The organism is Pedobacter frigidisoli (assembly GCF_032678525.1).
Lineage (GTDB): Bacteria > Bacteroidota > Bacteroidia > Sphingobacteriales > Sphingobacteriaceae > Pedobacter > Pedobacter frigidisoli_A.
In genome coordinates this window covers 667,970-686,920 of the sequence record NZ_JAVTSE010000003.1, presented here as the reverse complement: position 1 = coordinate 686,920, position 18,951 = coordinate 667,970, and the positions used below count along the sequence as shown (strand labels likewise).

General features: G+C 39.6%; 12 protein-coding genes and 3 tRNA genes. 11 read left to right on the top strand and 4 right to left on the bottom strand.

The window, feature by feature from the left end:
- Positions 1-102 precede the first annotated feature (102 nt).
- From R2Q80_RS11850 to R2Q80_RS11835, 4 genes are all read right to left on the bottom strand, one after another.
- The gene (locus R2Q80_RS11850; RefSeq protein WP_316799817.1) at positions 103-996 is read right to left on the bottom strand and encodes a hypothetical protein; all 894 of its coding nucleotides are present in this window, start codon (positions 994-996) and stop codon (positions 103-105) included.
- Positions 997-2,175: an acetyl-CoA C-acyltransferase gene (locus R2Q80_RS11845; protein WP_316799816.1), complete on the bottom strand. Its 1,179-nt coding sequence runs from the start codon at positions 2,173-2,175 to the stop codon at positions 997-999.
- Between the two features lie 102 nt (positions 2,176-2,277).
- A complete protein-coding gene (locus R2Q80_RS11840; RefSeq protein WP_082120747.1) occupies positions 2,278-2,451 on the bottom strand; it encodes an Arc family DNA binding domain-containing protein in 174 nt (57 codons plus the stop codon).
- A 34-nt stretch (positions 2,452-2,485) separates the two neighbouring features.
- Positions 2,486-3,343: an SPFH domain-containing protein gene (locus R2Q80_RS11835; protein WP_316799815.1), complete on the bottom strand. Its 858-nt coding sequence runs from the start codon at positions 3,341-3,343 to the stop codon at positions 2,486-2,488.
- 190 nt (positions 3,344-3,533) lie between these two features.
- Here R2Q80_RS11835 and R2Q80_RS11830 point away from each other — a divergent pair, with 190 nt between their 5' ends.
- The 11 genes from R2Q80_RS11830 (at position 3,534) to R2Q80_RS11780 (ending at position 18,919) form a co-directional block, all read left to right on the top strand.
- Positions 3,534-5,540, top strand: a complete 2,007-nt coding sequence (locus tag R2Q80_RS11830) for an HDIG domain-containing metalloprotein (RefSeq protein ID WP_316799829.1) — start codon at positions 3,534-3,536, stop codon at positions 5,538-5,540.
- A gap of 81 nt (positions 5,541-5,621) precedes the next feature.
- Positions 5,622-5,708, top strand: a tRNA-Ser gene (locus R2Q80_RS11825).
- A 101-nt stretch (positions 5,709-5,809) separates the two neighbouring features.
- Positions 5,810-5,883 (top strand) — tRNA-Pro (locus R2Q80_RS11820).
- A gap of 50 nt (positions 5,884-5,933) precedes the next feature.
- A tRNA-Pro gene (locus R2Q80_RS11815) sits at positions 5,934-6,007 on the top strand.
- Positions 6,008-6,283: 276 nt separating this feature from the next.
- Complete coding sequence (locus R2Q80_RS11810; RefSeq protein WP_316799814.1) at positions 6,284-7,510, top strand: site-specific integrase; 1,227 nt, start codon at positions 6,284-6,286, stop codon at positions 7,508-7,510.
- 906 nt (positions 7,511-8,416) lie between these two features.
- On the top strand, positions 8,417-9,289 hold the full coding sequence (locus R2Q80_RS11805; RefSeq protein WP_316799813.1) for a sialate O-acetylesterase: 873 nt from the start codon (positions 8,417-8,419) through the stop codon (positions 9,287-9,289).
- Positions 9,290-9,742: 453 nt separating this feature from the next.
- Complete coding sequence (locus tag R2Q80_RS11800) at positions 9,743-11,449, top strand: hypothetical protein (protein WP_316799812.1); 1,707 nt, start codon at positions 9,743-9,745, stop codon at positions 11,447-11,449.
- A 329-nt stretch (positions 11,450-11,778) separates the two neighbouring features.
- A complete protein-coding gene (locus tag R2Q80_RS11795) occupies positions 11,779-12,348 on the top strand; it encodes an RNA polymerase sigma-70 factor (protein WP_316799811.1) in 570 nt (189 codons plus the stop codon).
- Between the two features lie 111 nt (positions 12,349-12,459).
- Positions 12,460-13,551, top strand: a complete 1,092-nt coding sequence (locus R2Q80_RS11790; protein ID WP_316799810.1) for a FecR family protein — start codon at positions 12,460-12,462, stop codon at positions 13,549-13,551.
- Positions 13,552-13,806: 255 nt separating this feature from the next.
- Positions 13,807-17,415, top strand: coding sequence for a SusC/RagA family TonB-linked outer membrane protein (locus tag R2Q80_RS11785; protein WP_316799809.1), 3,609 nt, complete (start codon positions 13,807-13,809; stop codon positions 17,413-17,415).
- 91 nt (positions 17,416-17,506) lie between these two features.
- On the top strand, positions 17,507-18,919 hold the full coding sequence (locus R2Q80_RS11780) for a RagB/SusD family nutrient uptake outer membrane protein (protein WP_316799808.1): 1,413 nt from the start codon (positions 17,507-17,509) through the stop codon (positions 18,917-18,919).
- The last annotated feature ends 32 nt before the right edge of the window (positions 18,920-18,951 follow it).

Genomic DNA, 18,951 nt, shown 5'->3' with positions numbered 1-18,951 from the left:
TGTTTAAGCTAGTTTGCAGGGCGCAATATAGTCAGTGATTGGCAAACTCACAAATATTTAGTATACCCGGAAGGTAATGAACTTGTTAGGTGATCGTAAAAATTAAAACTTCCTGATGGGCTTTAGATTTTTCTTCGGATCGGCATAGAGTTCATCCATTGCATTGGCTTCATTCGTCAATTCTACTTCTTCCTGTAATTTCAGTCTGCCTCCTATAAACTTAAAGCCATCGAAAGTGCCGTCAGATCCGTAAAACTCGGGCCTTCCCACCATTTCTGGGTCAAAAGGAGCCAGGTGGTCGAACACAATCATTCCTGCCTTCTGATCGGTTTTAAGAACCATAGCATTCGATTTAGCATACTCGAAAATGATTCTGTTTTTACCCTTCAGTTCTTTGCCATCAAAAACAGGCGCACCAAAAACAAGGTTATCTTTTTCAAATGTCAGTATTTCGATGACTTTTTTTGTGGTGGTTTCGTTGTTCCCTTTCCAGCCCAATAATACATAATAAGGCAGGTGGTTCCCACTCTTAACCGGCACAATTTCATAATACCTGGAGCCATACCATCTCTGGTTATTGTTAATGGCATTTGCATCAGTAAAATTGTCTGTCTGATCAATTAAAGGATAAAGTTTTAGAGCCCCGTTATTCGTATTCATCTGTATCGTTCCGTAATAGCGGTAAGTGCCATTACTTTGCTTCAGGTACCAGCTCAGTACTCTGAACGCTCGATCTGGCGATTGAATGACCGATACATTTTTCAATAAGTCGAATGGATAAGAGAAGGAATTAGGGATTTTTAAAGCCTCTACAAGTGTTTTTACAAAACGCCCGTTAATTTCGGTTTTTACCTCGTCACTTTCAGCAGCAACTGCGGCTGTGGAAATCTTAATAAGGGTATCCTGTAAACTGTTGAGTTTAAGGTCGTGTTGCTGAGCCTTTACTTCAACGATCAGCAACGCCAATATAATGAAGAGATAATATCTGATATTCATTTAATACATTTTCTCAATAACCAGTGCACTGGCACCACCGCCGCCATTACAAATTCCGGCAACACCTATTTTCCCGTTGTTTTGTTCCAGCACCGATAACAAAGTTACAACAATTCTGGCACCAGATGCACCCAACGGATGGCCTAAGGATACTGCACCGCCATTAACATTTACCTGTTCGGGATTGAGATTCAGGTTCTGGTTATTAGCAATCGAAACGACAGAAAAAGCTTCATTGATTTCAAAGAAATCCACAGACGCCAGAGGTGTGTTTGCCTTTTGCAACGCTAAGGGAATGGCTTTTGACGGCGCTGTAGTAAACCATTCCGGTGCCTGTTGCGCATCAGCATATCCTAAAATTCTGGCTATGGGTTTTAAACCAAGTTCCTGTGCTTTTTCTAGGCTCATCAAAACCAATGCTGCAGCCCCATCGTTTAGTGTCGAAGCATTTGCAGCTGTTACAGTTCCATCTTTTTTGAATACAGGTTTAAGACTTGGTATTTTGTCGAACTTCACAGCATAAGGTTCATCGTCGGTATCTATTACAGTGATTTCACCTTTTCTGTCTTTTACTTCAATCGGAATGATTTCTCCTGAAAACTTACCCGATGTTTGCGCAGCTTGTGCCCTTCGATAGGATTCAATAGCAAAATTATCCTGATCCTCGCGGCTGATGTTACACTCCGATGCACAAAGTTCTGCCGCGGAGCCCATATGGTAATCGTTATAGACATCCCAAAGCCCATCTTTTACCAGACCATCCGTTAGCTGACCATGCCCCAGGCGATACCCATTTCTGGCCTTATCCAGGTAGTAGGGTACATTACTCATGCTTTCCATGCCGCCTGCAACAACAATATCCTGATCGCCATTGCCTATACTCTGGGCAGCAAGCATAATGGCTTTTGTGCCTGAAGCACAAACTTTGTTGATGGTAGTGGCGGGTAGGTCAGGAAGTCCGGCAATTTTAGCAGCCTGTGTAGCTGGTGCCTGTCCTAGGTTTGCCGAAAGCACATTGCCCATGTATACTTCCTGAATTTGTGCGGGTTGTAAGCCTGCCTTTTCAATAGCAGCCTTAATGGCAAAGCCTCCAAGCTGTGTAGCCGAAAACTGAGATAATGAACCTCCAAAACTTCCTATGGGGGTTCTGACTGCCGATACAATTACAACTTCTTTCATGAATTAAAAATTTTATGAACTTTTGGTTAGGCTACTAAGTTATATATTTTTTTATCTTCAACTAACGGGTGAAAAGTCATTTTAGCATACCAGTTCAATCGGTTATACCTTGTCCTCTTTTGATTGCCCTCTTTTTCTCAATTTCAAAGCCTGCGTAAGCAAAAATTCAATCTGCCCGTTAGTGCTTCTGAATTCATCAGCAGCCCAGGTCTCAATATCCTTTAGTAAGGCAGGGCTTATTCTTAAAACAAATGCTTTTTTATCTTTCTCCCCCATAGCTATTGCTTAAAGTTTCTCCCGGAAATGCATACTAATTATATAAGGTTCCGGTATTAACTACTGGCTGCACGTGTCTATCGCCACATAGCACTACCAGCAAATTGCTCACCATTGCCGCTTTGCGTTCCTCATCCAATTCCACGATCCCTTTTTGCGATAATTTTTCGAGCGCCATTTCGACCATTCCCACAGCACCCTCAACAATCAGCTTACGTGCAGCAATAACTGCCGTAGCCTGCTGACGCTGCAACATGGCACTGGCAATTTCAGGAGCATAGGCCAAATGCGAAATCCTGGCTTCCAGAACTTCAATACCAGCCCTCGACAGCCTTTCGTTCAACTCATTTTCCAGTAGCTCACTTACTTTCTCTGCCCCGTCTTTCAGCGTGATACTGGTCTCTTCGCCTTCGGAATGATCATAAGGAAAAATATTGGCCAGGTGCCGTACGGCAGCTTCGCTTTGAATGTTTACGTATTGCATGTAGTTTTCCACCGAAAACACTGCTTTAGCGGTTTCATTAACTTTCCATACTACAACAGCAGCAATTTCGATCGGATTACCCAATTTATCGTTTACCTTTAACTGCTGGCCGTTCAGGTTATTGGCTTTTAGTGAGAGTCTTCTTTTTGCCGTTAAAGGATTCACCCAGAAAAAACCATCAGCCTTAACCGTTCCCGTATATTTTCCAAACAAAGTTAAAACCATCGATTGATTGGGATTGATGATTAAGAAACCTGGAAAAATTAAGAAGATATTGATGGCCAATAGGATACCTCCCCAAAGAAAGACTTCTGTAAAAAAACAAAAAACTGATGCACCTAAAAGTGCCAGACTTAATACGAAGGTTAAATAACCTGAGGGCGGACTAATGATTTTTTCCTGATACATGATTGATATTAATTTGATATCATAAAGTAAAATATAAAATGCGGTAAATCCAAACAAAACACTTAAAACTTATATTAGATAAAAATGTTAATTTTGAAAGCACAATAATTCTATCGCTTTGGCCAAAATCAAAAGAAATTCTCATAAAATACTGTACCGCAAATATTCATCAAATCTCAAATATCTGATGATGATCTTTACGGTTTTCATCATTACGCTTTTCCTTCCAAAACAACCCCGCTTCAGGTACGAGTTTGAAAAGAATACAGTATGGAAAAATAAAGACCTAATTTCTCCTTTCAGTTTTGCTATCCTGAAAACTAATCCGCAGGTAAGTACCGATAAGAAGAATGCGCTTAAAGATATTTTGCCCGTTTATCAATATCAGCGGGAAGTAACCAACAATTCGCTTGAAGAATTTTCGAATGAATTTGATATTAAATGGAAATCAACCCAGCTTGGTGAAAAAGACCGGATGGAGTATAAAGCTCAGGCTTATAAAATTCTGCAGTCTGTTTATGATAAAGGAATCATTGGCCTCAACGTCAAACATCAGGCAGGGGGTAAAAATTACGATTTTTCGCTGATGGAGAATAATGTGGCCAGGGAGGTGAATACACAGGATGTATTTACAGTTGAAACCGCATTGGATTATTTTAAAGCCAATTTCAAAGCGCCGAATCAGGTGGTTGTAGATTTAATTGTTAATCTGGCGCTTGATCATATTTCCCCGAACATCGTTTTCGACGAACGCTTAACCCAGACGATTCAAGAAACGACCCTGAATAATATTTCTACAACAAAAGGAATGGTGCAAAAGGGCGAGTTGATTGTCGCTAAGAATGATGTCATTGATGATGATATCTATCAAAAGCTTGAATCCTATAAGTCAACTTACGATGCGCAAACCAAAACCATTGGCAGCCGCGCGCTGGTATATCTCGGGCAGGTGGTATTGGTAAGCTTTATTTTAACCATACTCATGTCGTTTTTGTTCCTGTTTCGTAAAGATATATTTGCCGATAACCGTCAGCTTTCGCTATTGTTGATTGTGACTACCGGAATGTTACTTGCGCTTACCTGGGCGATAAAAATGGAGATCCCAAGCTTATATTACATACCTTTCTGCGTCGTCCCTATTATCATCCGGATTTTATTTGATACCCGACTGGCACTTTATCTCCACATGCTGGTTATCCTGGTTGCCGGTTTCTTCGTAGCCAATAGTTTCGAATTCGTGTTTTATCAGGTTACAGCAGGTATGGTCGCTATTTTTAGTATTAAGAACTTTGTAAAGCGTGAACGTTTTCTGGTTTCTGCCTTATATATCCTGATGTCATATTTTGTAGCCTTTGTTGGTATTGCACTTTTGCGCGAAGGTTCCTTTAGGGAAATTGAATGGATCAACTTTGTGCCCTTTATATTTAGCGTACTGTTATCATTGCTGGCTTACCCTTTAATTTATTTGTTTGAACGTATTTTCGGTATCACATCAGATGTGGCCCTGATCGAACTCACCAATACCAACAATAAACTTTTACGGGAACTGGCTTTTAAAGCACCTGGAACCTTTCAGCATTCATTGCAGGTGGCAAACCTTGCAGAAGCGGCAATATTTAAGATAGGCGGTAATTCTGTATTGGTTAGGGCAGGAGCACTCTATCATGATATTGGTAAAGTAGATAATCCGCAATACTTCATCGAAAACCAAAATACAGCCATTAGTCCGCATGATAAACTGCCATACGAACAAAGTGCGCAGATTATTATCCAGCATGTTCATAAGGGAATAGAGATTTTAAGGAAAAATCAAATGCCTGAAGTGATCATAGATTTTATCCGTACGCACCATGGAAATACCCGGGTCGATTATTTTTATCAGTCGTTTTTAAAAAATACACCGGAAAAATTTGTTGATGAAAACATTTTCAGATACCCCGGACCGATACCTTTTAGCAAAGAGCAAGGGGTGTTAATGCTTGCCGATTCGGTAGAAGCTGCCTCCAGAAGTCTGAAAAATCCCGATGCGCAGAATATAAATGATATTGTTGAAAGGATAATTAATTACAAACTTGAGCAAAATCAGCTCGATGACTGCGATTTGACATTAAAAGATATCGAAACTATCAAATTGATATTCAAGACGATGCTCATGAGTATCTATCATGTGCGCATAGATTATCAACAAATTTTGTAATTTTTTTTTGTAGAATAGGTTGTTTTACTATATTTGCACACCTCAAAACAAGGTCGGTATGACAAAATGATTGAGGAAAACGGAGAGGTGCCTGAGTGGCCGAAAGGAACAGTTTGCTAAACTGTCGTACTGGTAACGGTACCGCGGGTTCGAATCCCGCCCTCTCCGCAAATTGAAATAAAAAGGCAAAAAATAATCGTTTTATAAATTATAAAACATATCTTTGCCACCCCTTGGAGAAGGGAAGTAAAAAAAGAAGATACCAAGTTCGGGATGTAGCGTAGCCCGGTATCGCGCCTGCTTTGGGAGCAGGAGGTCGTAGGTTCGAATCCTGCCATCCCGACAAAAGTTTTAACCTACTTTAAAAAGGTTTACAAAAGGTGATACCTTGTTCGGGATGTAGCGTAGCCCGGTATCGCGCCTGCTTTGGGAGCAGGAGGTCGTAGGTTCGAATCCTGCCATCCCGACAACTACAGATACAGTTTGTATCAAAAACCCTCTAAATGGTGAATTTAGGGGGTTTTGTTTTTTTAGGTGGGGCAATATGGGGCATTATATATCAAATATTTTGCAACCAAATCGTAACCAAAAGTTAACCAAAATTTTCTTTATAAATTTGTGATCTCTTCAAAACTGAAATTTTCTTGTAATTAATTTTTTTTAAAACAAAAAAGCTAATCAAGTCCGCCACGTTTTTTGCTGTTTTTGGTTACGATTTGGTTGCAAATTAAGGAGAAGATTTTATGAAATCTAACCACAGTTTTAGCGTCACTTTCTTTGTTAGACGCAATAGGGAGGCCTTTGGAAGGGCTCCAATTTATGTTAAAATTACTGTTGATGGAAGCAGGGTTTTTATTCCAGTCAAACAGACAGTGGAAGTAGCGCAATGGAACCAAAAAGCTCAAAAGCTAAAGGGGAATTCGTCTGAGAACATTGCAGCTCGTGACCGAATGAGGCAGATATTAAATGAGATTAATCAGGCTTACGATGAGTTACGTTTTCTGAAAGAGGTAGTCACAGCTGAAAAGATCAAGATCAAATTTGAAGGTGAAGATCAGGGTAAGACATTAAAAAACTTGATCAAATATCACTTTGATCAGCCTGGCAAACTTTTAGCCCCTGGAACACTCAAAAATTATTATTCGACTGAACGATTCCTTTTGGAGTTTTTAAAAAGAAAAAAAATATCGGACATTCAATTGGGAAAAATTGATTTCAAGTTTATTACGGATTTTGGAGTCTATCTTCGAACCAAATCTCCAGATAAAGGCCAAAGGCCTTGCACCAATAACACAGTAATGAAGCATATGGAACGGTTTCAGAAGTTGATGGGGCTTGCCTTAAAATTTGGTTGGATAGTACGCGATCCATTTATTCATTTCACTAGGAAATTGATTACCAAAGATAGAGAAGTATTGGATGATCTAGAAATAGCTTCACTCCAAAGCCTGGACCTTCCAAATCATGTAGAGGCAATTGTGAGAGATATGTTTGTGTTTAGTTGCTATACAGGGCTTTCCTATAGTGAAATGAGTACACTTTCCGCGCATCACATCACTACAGATAATGACGGTGGGGTTTGGCTTGTAATGAAACGAAAAAAAACGCTTACAACCAACGAGAAAAGTTTTCATGTGCTAGTTCTTCCAATAGCTCTAACACTTATTCAAAAGTATAAGTTATCGCCGGAGGCAATCAATAGGCAGACTATCTTTCCGTGTCCTTCAAATCAGTATACGAATAGAAGTTTGAAGATAATTGCAAAAAAAGCAAGGATTGATAAAAAGATTTCTTTTCATATTGCACGACATACCTTTGCCACTACTATTACATTGGAAAAAGGAATTTCAATAGAAAGTGTATCACATATGCTGGGACATTCAAGTATTCGTACAACACAGATTTATTCTAAAGTAAAACAGAAAAAGGTCGCAATGGAAATGAAATCTCTTTCTATGGGGCAGCGTTAAGCGGCGGGTTAGTGATTAAATGCTTTCCAATATATAATAATACATTAAATATTGGAAAGCTTAAATCCAGTCAATCTTCCCCATGAAGAAATGATACTTATACCTGGCCTTCTCTATTACTTAACTGAAACATTATGAGTCTATTGTTTTCTATAGGTAACCATATAATATTTAATGTGTATAATTTATCTGTTCAATCTTGAGTGTTGCTCAAGTTTTATTTAATTATGATTTTGAAAGTGTGAGGAATTACCGTTTTTGCCCTTCCATCCTATGATGTAAACAAGACGTTATAAATTAACGTAAATGGTTCTGTTTGGAGAAATCGATTTGAAAATACATGTATACAACGCTTTTCTCAATATCATTAATCTTTCAGGAGAATAGAAATTTTAGAATTTTATCTGGCAAAACTACCATCTATAGGTTAGTGTCTCGTTGGCTATTGGATTTGGCTGAAAAGCAGGGTGAAATTCGATAGAATCAAAAGTACAGGTATAAGAGGAACTTTTAAGTTAGATTTTACAGCAAATACTTTGGTACCTCTCCTGTGTACCTTAGAGTTACAGTGTATGGAAAAATGTTTTGTTTCGCTCAAAAAAATCTCAAGACTAGTTACAGTTTCACCAAAAAGCTCAACATTTTAAGTGTTACATTGGGACAATGCCATTCTGAACAGGACGCGGCAACCAATAAATTAATTTTACGCAGCTTATTGTGAGTATTAGATGCAGTGAATTACCGCTAAAACAATTAAATGTAAAGCTGGAATGAATAAAATTGTTAATCATTAGTTTTAAGTAATTGTAGTTTTTGTATAACAATTAGTCTGATTTGTATAATATTTATCATTAATAAAATCAGAGCTTTAACTTCAAATATTTTTGGAATAACCTTATTTGAATAATGAGATTTTTTTTGTTATGTTTTTTGTTTACATTTTTCAATGACTACCTAAATGCGCAAGAAAAAATTGAGGTTTATCTAATTGGCGGACAATCAAACGCGACGGGACAGGGATATGTCTCAAACTTTAGCGAAGATATGAGAGTGGAGAGCAGTGTCCTGATTTTTCATTCAGGTCCCCCTCATTTACAGTGCGGTTTCGCTTCATTATCGTGGCACCCACTACATCAAGCATCAGAATCTCCAGATCGATTTGGTTTAGAATTAGGCCTGGGGTATAAACTTCATGAGCTTCGTCCTAAAGCAAAAATAGCAATTATAAAACATGCCCATTCAGGAACAAACCTATATAGCCAATGGGATCCGGGTCGTAGTGGAAAAGACTTTTCCGGGCAAGGTGAGCAATACCAAATTTTTATAAAAACAGTAAAGATTGGCTTAGATAGTCTAAGAAAAAAAGGGTATCTACCTGTAATAATCGGAATGGCGTGGCAACAGGGAGAATCGGACGCAGATAAGGGAGGAATCGCGAGCAGTCGATACGGTAAAAATTTAAAAAGATTTATACATCGTGTCAGGAGTGATCTGAATGCAAGAAAAATGCTGTTCGTTTATGGTCATGTCTATCCACCTCCAAATCTAGGAAAGGGTATTTTAGAAGTTCGAAAGGCTCAGAGGGATATCGATCAACAAAGTGGATCATCTTTGGCTACTAAAGGTGCATTCTTAGTAAGCACTGATGGCTTAAGTTTTAGAGCGAACGATAGAAATACGAAGTATCCCAATGATTTCGTCCATTTTGGGACTTCTGGTATTTGGAAACTTGGGTTACGCATGGCTACAGAAATGAATAGACATTTTACGATGCAGTAGTCTGGCAACACTGAAATCAAGTTCGATGTTACAGAGATCACCAAGCATTATTTTACTTTGATAATTTACACTAGGACACACAACGAGTGTTAAAGCAATTTAAATATTCCATTAATTAGGTGGGAAACTTAAGTCACATGAGATCTCCCTGAACTACAAGTCTGATAATCGTGCTTAAAGCATTCAGGTATATAATTAGGAATGTCGGATTTGTATAATAAAAAGTCTTATCTGTTGGGTGTTCATCGTTTGATGAACCTATAACTTTGCTACATACATCATTATCGTAACTAACCAAATATGCATTACTCCGTTATTTCGCTTTCAATAAGAAATCTCCACCGCCTTTCAACCATTGGTACCCATGATTTATCGGTGAGATCTAGTGTAATGATATGTATAATTTCGAATTTGTTGTTGTGCCTTGCAGGTATCTCTTTACAAGCTCAACAGATGCCCCTTGTTTCCAGTAAGCCCCGTTATATTCTAGACATGGTTCATAACAACCCGGGGGAGAAACCTTTCCAAACAAAGTATAATAGCCCTGAGTATCTTAAATCACAAGGTTTTAACGGGATGGTTGCTCACTGGCCGGTGAATTGTGCAATAGTATATCAAGAAGCTGATGGTCACTTATCCTCGGATAGTAACGAACAACTCTGGATTCAAAATAAGGCTAAAGAAATAGACGCAAAGTTATCTGAATGTGTCCTTAATGGTATTGAAGTTTATCCTTTCACGGATTTTCTGGTGTTTCCAGAGTCAATATGGCGCCGCTATGGAAATGAAATGGTTTCCGAGACTGAATTACTAGCCAAACGTCAAGGGCTCAAAAATCGAAAACCGGATATGCAACGCAAACGAACTCAAAAGTTATTAAGGGCACAGATTTCCGGAATATTCAACCGATTCCCATTACTCGGCGGATTAACATTACGTTTTGGAGAAACTTATCTCCATGATACACCCTATCACTCTGGAGCAGGACCTATAAGAGACGGACAGTTAGGTATAGCAGACCATATTACGATGCTCAATATACTTCGTGAAGAGGTGTGTGTAAAAAGAAATAAAAAATTATTTTACAGAACATGGGATTTTGGTTTCAACTTTCACACAAATCCTGAATATTATTTGGCAGTGACGAACAAGATCGAACCTCACCCAAATCTTTTTTTTGTGATTAAATATCAACAGGATGACTTTCACAGGATGACCCCTTTCAATCCCACAATAGGCATTGGGAGACATCAACAATTGATTGAGTCCCAATCAAGGATGGAAGCCTATGGAAAAGGTGCCCACCCTTATTACGTAGGTAAGGGGGTAATTGATGGCTGGCCTGAGACGAAATTTGTAATCGACCGCACAAAACACTCTTTCACGGGGGGCTTTACCAACCAAGGATCTCCAAGAGGACTAAAAGACATTCTCAGTAAGGGATTATTTGCTGGAGTAATCACCTGGTCAAACGGCGGGGGATGGGATGGTCCGTATATAAAAAGTGAATTATGGAATGACCTTAATACTTATGTCGTCGCTAAATGGGCAATGCAGCCGCAGAAAAAAGAGGAGGAAATCTTCGATGAATACACATCAAAGATAGGCCTAAAGGGCTATCAGGCAGATCTCTTCAGGGAGTTATGTTTGCTTAGTATTGAAGGTGTAAGGAAGGGTCAGCTTAATAGTTATGTTTCTAATGCAGTTTGGTGGTCAAGAGATGAATACTTTTCCGCATCAGATAATGAGGGGGTTTTGGCAGAAGCTCTGCAGTTAGGTAAAGTGGATAGGATTTTAAGTGAAAAGGCTGAATCGACTGCGATTTGGTTGCGTATTGAAGCAATCTCTAAGCAGATTTGTTTAAACAGGAAGGAAGATCAGGAAGCTTTAGAAGTATCTTGCCATTATGGAAGAATAAAGTATAGTTTAATAGAGCAGATGTGGATACTGATGTTCCAAAAGGCTTCTGGTGGCTATAAAAAAGAATCCGGTAAAAAGATTGTCGCTCAGTCGATTCGAGAATATGATCGGCTATGGACCGAATGGCATGCACTTAAAGGATCAAGTGAATACTGTGCAACCCTTTACACAGATCTAGCCTTCAGAAAAAAACGCAAGGGAAGTATAGGTGAGTTTGTAGATCTAATGAGGAAATACTAATTTTGATAATAGCAAATATCATTAAAGTGTCTGGTCATTTATCTACTCTCACAAAGCTAAAGTGGAATCCTCTAGCGATCGCAGAAACTTTGTATTGTAAGTATCTCCTTCACCCAACTTTAAGTATTATTGCGTGGCATAAGTATAATGTGATAATGACATAAACAATAGTCATCAGTTAAAAACAATTAAATACAGTACGTAATTAAGATTTGCGCTGCGCTTATGGATGACTACTGTTAAATTAGATACATCACGGCCTTTCTCGCAATCGTGGTCTTGATATTTGAAAATTAGTTTTTGTACCTTTGCTCTGTAAATGACCAATATTGGAGATTAAAACCTACACTGATGAAGAGCTAGTTTCCTTGTTTAACAATGGAGACGAATCGGCATACGAAGAAATTTATCGCAGATATTCTACCATCCTATACCTTTTTTCGCGTCGTCTCCTGAACGAACAAACTGAGGCGAGGGACGTTGTACAGGATGTGTTTATGAATTTATGGGCCCTTTCAGGGAAGTTTCAGATTGAGCATTCATTATCTGCTTTTCTATATGCAGCAGTGCGTAACAGGATCCTGAAAATTTTTCGCAGAAATAAAACCTATCAGAAATATATCGACTCCCTTGATCTTTTCATCAGTTCCGGCGTTTCAGTCACCGATCACTTAGTAAGGGAGCGGCAATTGTCAGAATTAATTGAAAGGGAAATTGCTCTTCTTCCTGAAAAAATGCGCGAAGCTTTCGAACTAAGCAGAAAACACAATCTTAGCCACAAGCAAATAGCTGAACGGATGAATATTGCGGAAAACACAGTTAAAAAACAGATAAGTAACGCCTTAAGAATTCTCAAAGGGAAATTCGGCGTGTGGATCTACTTTTATCCTTTTTTTTAAAAAAAAAAGTAAAATTCTTATACTACCTCGGTTGTAGTTGCGGTTCTTAACATTATATCCCCTAGGAATAATATGAATAAGCGACGTGCCGATTATCTAATACAACGTTATTTGGGCCATACCTCAGATGAATCTGAACAGGCCCTGATTGAAAGTTGGTTCAATCAGACAGCCGCCAATACACATCATCACATTCACGATGATGATCTGGAAGCAGTTAGGGAAGAAGTTTGGTTGAATCTATTGAAGACAAGAAGGCAGACCGCCGCCTCGGTGAGATTATGGATAAGCATAAGCGCAGCTGCGGTAATTCTCTTTTTCGTTTTATTTGGAATAGTAAGGCAACTTTCTAAGATAGAGCAGCAGCCTCTACCACTTGCACAAAACATCCGACCGGCTGAAAACACTGCAACACTAACCTTGGGCAATGGCGAAAGGATCACGCTAGAAGCGCAAGAGAAGACCGGTGTAGCGCAAAGGATAGCTAATAACCTAAGCCTATCAGCAGGAGGTGTCATCGTATATAATTCTGATCATGCCCAAAAACGAGGGAAATTGGCCAAAACCCAATATAATACATTAGCAACACCCATTGGAGGCCATTATCGTGCCGTTCTGCCTGATGGAACCAGGGTGTGGTTAAATGCTTCTTCTTCAATTAGATATCCTGTAGTATTTAATGCAAGAGATAGATTGGTAGAGTTGGATGGTGAAGCATACTTCGAGGTAGCTAAAGATGCCGAACATCCATTCAAAGTGCGTACTGCTCTACAAGAAATATCAGTTTTGGGAACTCATTTTAATGTAAACAGTTACCGCGATGAACCTTATACAACAACCAGTCTTCTGGAAGGGAACGTCAAGGTCTCTTCCCTGAGGGGTCATCAGGTTAATGAATTAAAGCCCGGAGAGCAACTATTATTAAGCGATCAGGACATATTGCAGTCAACAACGAATGTTCAGTATGCGGTAGCTTGGAAAGAAGGTGATTTCAGGTTCGATGATGATTCTATCCAAAGCATTATGCGTATGCTTTCAAGATGGTACAATATTGAGGTGGTGTTTGAAGGTAGCCCGACGAAAGAACGCTTTAGCGGGAAGATATCGAATACCAAAAATATTTCAGAGGTGTTAAATATGTTGCAAAAAACCAAGTTAGTTCATTTTAGAATTGAGGGAAGGAGGGTAGTAGTTATGGATTAGCGCTATCTGATAACTGTGGCTTAGTAAAACAATCCGGGTATCGACGCCAATCGAAACCCGGGAGACAGGTCCGGTAATTTATTCATGATCAACTCATATGCAATACCCCATCAGTCAAACAGGTGGTATTGCCCTAAACCAGCAGCAAATACATGTTGACGTAAATGCTGCAACAACCAAACCAAGCAAATGTACAATATTTACACAAACAAACTTCTGCCCTTTCTTCGGCAGTTAGCAAAATGCATCATAATTATGAAGCTGACCACTCTGATTTTGATATTAGCCACCTTACAATTATCGGCTAATTCTTTCGCTCAAAAGATTACCCTTAATGAAAGGAATACTCCTTTAGAAAAAGTTTTTGAAAGAATCAGCTTACAGACTGGTTTTGACTTCCTGTATTCAACGGCCGATGTAAGGAAAACAAACCCCGTCAGCATTGCGATCAAAGATATGGAACTAAAAAAAGCATTAGCTCAGATTTTGGGTGAACAACCACTTGAATTTTCTGTGGGTAATAGATCAGTCGTTATCAGCAGGAAAGAGAAGAATGTTTTTGATCGGATAGCTGCGATCTTTTCAGCTATAGATGTAAAGGGACGGGTGGTAGATGAAGAAGGGAAGCCGTTACCTGGGGCAGTTATTCGGACTCAGGACCGTAAAATATCCACAAGTACAGATTGGAACGGATATTTTGAAATGAAAAATGTGGAGGAAAATACTACTATCAATATTTCCTATGTCGGGTTCAAAATCAAGCAATTAATAGTCAAAAGCGACATGGGAAACATCAAAATGGAGATAATTACCGGACAGCTTAATGATGTTTCTGTTACTGTAAATACCGGATATCAAAGTATTTCTAAAGATAGAATAACTGGCGCTGTGTCCGTAATTACGGCAAAAGACCTTGAGAAAATGCCCTCTCCAAATATTATACAAAGGATTGAAGGTATGGCATCTGGTCTGCAGGTTAATATAGTGTCGGGGGATAGAAGTTTTGCATATGCCTCTGGGAGCACCCCCTCTACCACGCAATCGCTCAGCTCGGGAACTAGAACAATAGGAGCCAATGACTATAATATTGCGATAAGGGGGACAGGTACATTACAGGCTGAAAAATTCCCATTAATTGTCGTGGATGGCGTCATTACTGAATTTGATATCTCTACGCTCAATCCGAATGATATTGAAAATATCAGCATATTAAAAGATGCGGCAGCAGCATCAATTTGGGGTGTTCGAGCGGCAAATGGTGTAATCGTAATCACAACAAAAAGAGGTAAGGCTAATGCAACGCCATCTATCAACTTTAACACCAGTTTTATGGTGGCTGATAAACAAAAGCTAAATTACATGAAGCTTATGAACTCCTCCCAGACATTAGCGTATGAAAAAGAATTGGTCGATCGTAACTTCCTTCCTGCATTTTCTCCCTCAAGTTATTTCATCTCAAGCTATTATTTCTATTCTGCTGGAACCTACCTTGCTCAAAAATTAAAAGCAGGAACTATTACCCAAGCGCAATACGACGCACAAACAAGTCAATGGAGTAATCTTGACAATCGGTCCCAGATCAGCGATTATATTTTGCAGAATCCAAATAACCAGCAATACAATTTTTCTGTAAGTGGCGGTACAGAGCGATCAACTTATTTTTATTCTACATCCTATAGCAAAGAAAATTCTGGGACCGTTGGCAACTCGGGCAGGCGGATTACCGCCACTTTGAACAATGATTGGAAGTTATTTAATTATGCTACGTTGTCCACCAGTTTCAAGGGTACATTTTTCAAATATGGCTTCAATAGTATTGGCCTGCAAAGTATCTACTCGAATGATAAGTTTGCTTTGATGCCCTACCAGATGTTGGCTGATGACCGCGGAAATAGTTTATCATATAACCGCATCAACCCGGATTACACTAAAAATCTGTCATCCGCTTACAAAGACTGGACCTATAATTACTTGAATGAGCAACAAAACTCAGATTTTTCGCAAAATGATTATAATTATCAGGCCAGTGTCAATCTAAGGATTCCAATCTTAACAGGACTAACCGCCAGTGCAATATATAACCTGGAAAATTCAAATAGCGACATGAGGACATATTTTAACCAAGCTACATTTAAATTCAGAGATCTGGTAAATTACTACACCTTCGGTTCTTCAAGTTCCAATAGTTTAGGAATCAGCAATGGAGGAATTTTTCAGCAGACCAAAACTTCTCAGAATAACTATAGCTTGCGTGGACAGTTGGATTTCGAGCGGACGTTTAAAAAACATCAGATCGTAGCACTTGCAGGTGCCGAAATCAGGGAAACAAATATTGGACAGGGTTCAGGTACACTTTTCGGATATAATCCACAGACAGGATTGACCAATAGTAGTATAAATTTTAGTTCTACACCTACCTATGCGTACATTGATGGTACCTCAGCAACTTCTTACACTACATTTAACGGAGGTGGGTATCCAACACAAGCGGATAAAGTAAGGCGATTTTTGTCTTATTATAGTAATGCCTCGTATACCTACGATGGAAAATATGCAATATCTGGAAGCGTTAGGTATGATGACTATAATAATTTTGGCTTGGACCGTTCTTACCGAGCTACCCCTTTATGGTCATCAGGACTGAGGTGGAACGTCAGCCACGAAAACTTTATGAAGCCTGTCGGCTGGGTAGATAAGCTAGACATCCGCGCCACCTATGGTGTAAATGGAAATCTTTCACTCAGTACCTATCCCTATACCAATATCGGGGTGGGATCAAATGATCTTGTAACTGGCCGGGATTATGCATCTATTATCGCACTTGCAAATCCTGAGCTGAAATGGGAGAAGGTGTATGAGACTAATATTGGTATCGATTTCAGTTTATTCCATAGTAGGCTCAACGGAAGTGTAGATATCTATCGAAAGGATTCGAAAGACCTATTATATAGCTTTCCAATAAGTGCTGTCTATACCGGTAATATTGGTGCAGGCTATCTGACAAGAAATACTGCCAGCCTAAAGGGAAAAGGTCTGGATGCAAGCTTGAATGGAATGATTTATAGTAATGAGAATTTTTCCTGGACAGCAGGATTCAATTTTTCTTATAACACCAACCGGGTTACTGACAGTCGACTGCTGGCGGCAAACTATTCGAGCAATTTTGGTAATTATCCGCTGGGGATTGGTTTTGTGAATGGAGATGCTGCCGATAGACTCTACGTATACCGTTATGCTGGACTTGATGCCAATGGCCTAGCGCAAGTCTATGATCAAAACAATAACATCATTGCCGCTTCAACATCAACAATAGCTTCAATTGAAGTTTTTAAAAATGCAGGCAGAACGACTGCTCCATATTATGGAGGTTTTACTACCGGGGTAAAATATAAGCAGTTCACCCTCGCCGCCCAGGCTACCTACCAGTTCGGAAATGTATTTCTCAAACCGAGTATACAAAGTTACATTACCGGGACACGTACAGTAAGCTATGATCTAAGTGCAGACATTGCCCAGAGGTGGATAAAATCGGGAGATGAGTCTAATACCGATGTACCTGGCTTAAATGGTACGGCAACTGCCGTGACTAATAGTTTAAATAGATACAAGTATTCTGATATCAATGTCTTGAAGGGAGATTATATCCGGCTAAGACAGCTAAGCCTGAATTATCAGCTGCCACAGGAGCTGATTGGTAAACTGAAGATCAAAACAGCTCAAGTTGGGATGTCCGTAAATAATATTGGGTTATTATGGACTGCAAACAAAGAGGGATATGACCCTGACTTTGCTAACTATCCAGGTTCCAACAGAAGTCTGCCAGCACCGGTTTCTTACAATCTTACCCTAAACCTGAATTTTTAAAATGACTAGATGCTCGGAATTATTATGTTCTTAGATAACACATGGTGAGAAATCATGATAATCCTATCATCTCTAAATCAATTGATATAACATGAAAATAAAAAATATTTTACACCTCCTTTCAGTCGCAGTAATTCTGGGGTTACCATCATGCGAAAAATATGTTGATATTAAAACCCAGGGTAACCTGGTTCCGGGTGATATTGCCAATTACAGGGCTTTGCTGAACGGCACTTCTTCTTTTGAAAATGGTCCGCAGATCGGCGATCTTTCCTCTGATGATGTTCAACTCGTCGACGGAAGTACCCAGCAGATCACTCTGTCTTCTGATACCTATACCTATTGGAAGAGCGCCTATAGCTGGCAGCCCGTTTTATATCCTATCGGTTCTACAACCTTACAGACTGATAACAACTGGAACCAGATGTATAACGCAATCGCTTATTGTAATACCATTATAGGGGAACTTCCCACCGCTACTGGAGGAGAGGCTGAGAAAAAAGCTTTGACCGCGGAGGCTTTAGTGCACCGTGCCGATGCTTATTTGATGTTAATGAACACTTATGCCCAGCCTTATACTGCATCCACGGCCGGCACTGACCTAGGGGTACCAATGGTACTGACGCAGACGGTATCTCAATCTTTAAAAAGACCCTCTTCACAATCTGTCTATGATCAGATTCTGAAGGATCTGAAAACGGCAGTTGGTAACCTGCCTGCTGCACAAGCTTTTAATACACTTCCTTCTAAGGCATCGGCTTATGGAGAGCTGGCAAGATGTTATCTATACATGAACGATTATAGCTCGGCAAACAAATATGCCGATAGTACTTTGGCGATCCGCAGTACGTTGAACGATTTAAGTTTGTTAACGACTATTAATTCTGCAACCTACCCGATAAGGCGTAGTGATCCGGAAATATTGTTGTCCAAAATCGCTGTTGGAGGAATAAGTTCATTTGCCCCCACTGTTATGCGCTTGAGTGATGATCTGTTAAATATTTTGGGTACCAAAGATCAACGGTATAGTTTATTTACCGTTCCCGCTTCAACAATCTCCTCCAATTATGTCCTCGCCTCAGGACGATACTTTTTCCGCGACAGGGCAATGAATGAGGCACGTAATATCGGGCCGAATGTTCCTGAAATGATGTTAATAAAAGCGGAATATTATGCTCGTAATAACGATCCTTCCTCGGCCATGCTTTGGGTAAACAGTTTACGCAAAAAACGCTTTAAAGCACTTGATTATGCAGAGCTCGTGGCAACAAGCGGATCAGAAGCACTCAAAGTGGTTATAGAAGAACGAAGAAGGGAGTTTTTCTGCCGCATGTTGCGTTGGTGGGATATGCGTCGTCTGAAAAGCGAAGTACCGTTCCAAAGAAACTACACAAGGGTATTCTCAGGTACAACATATACACTTTCCCCTACAAGCAACCGTTACACTTTCCAGATTCCACCTTATCAAATCCAGTTGAGCCCTGAAATAGAACAAAATCCTTAGATACACACACATGTTTTAATGTTTACGGGTCT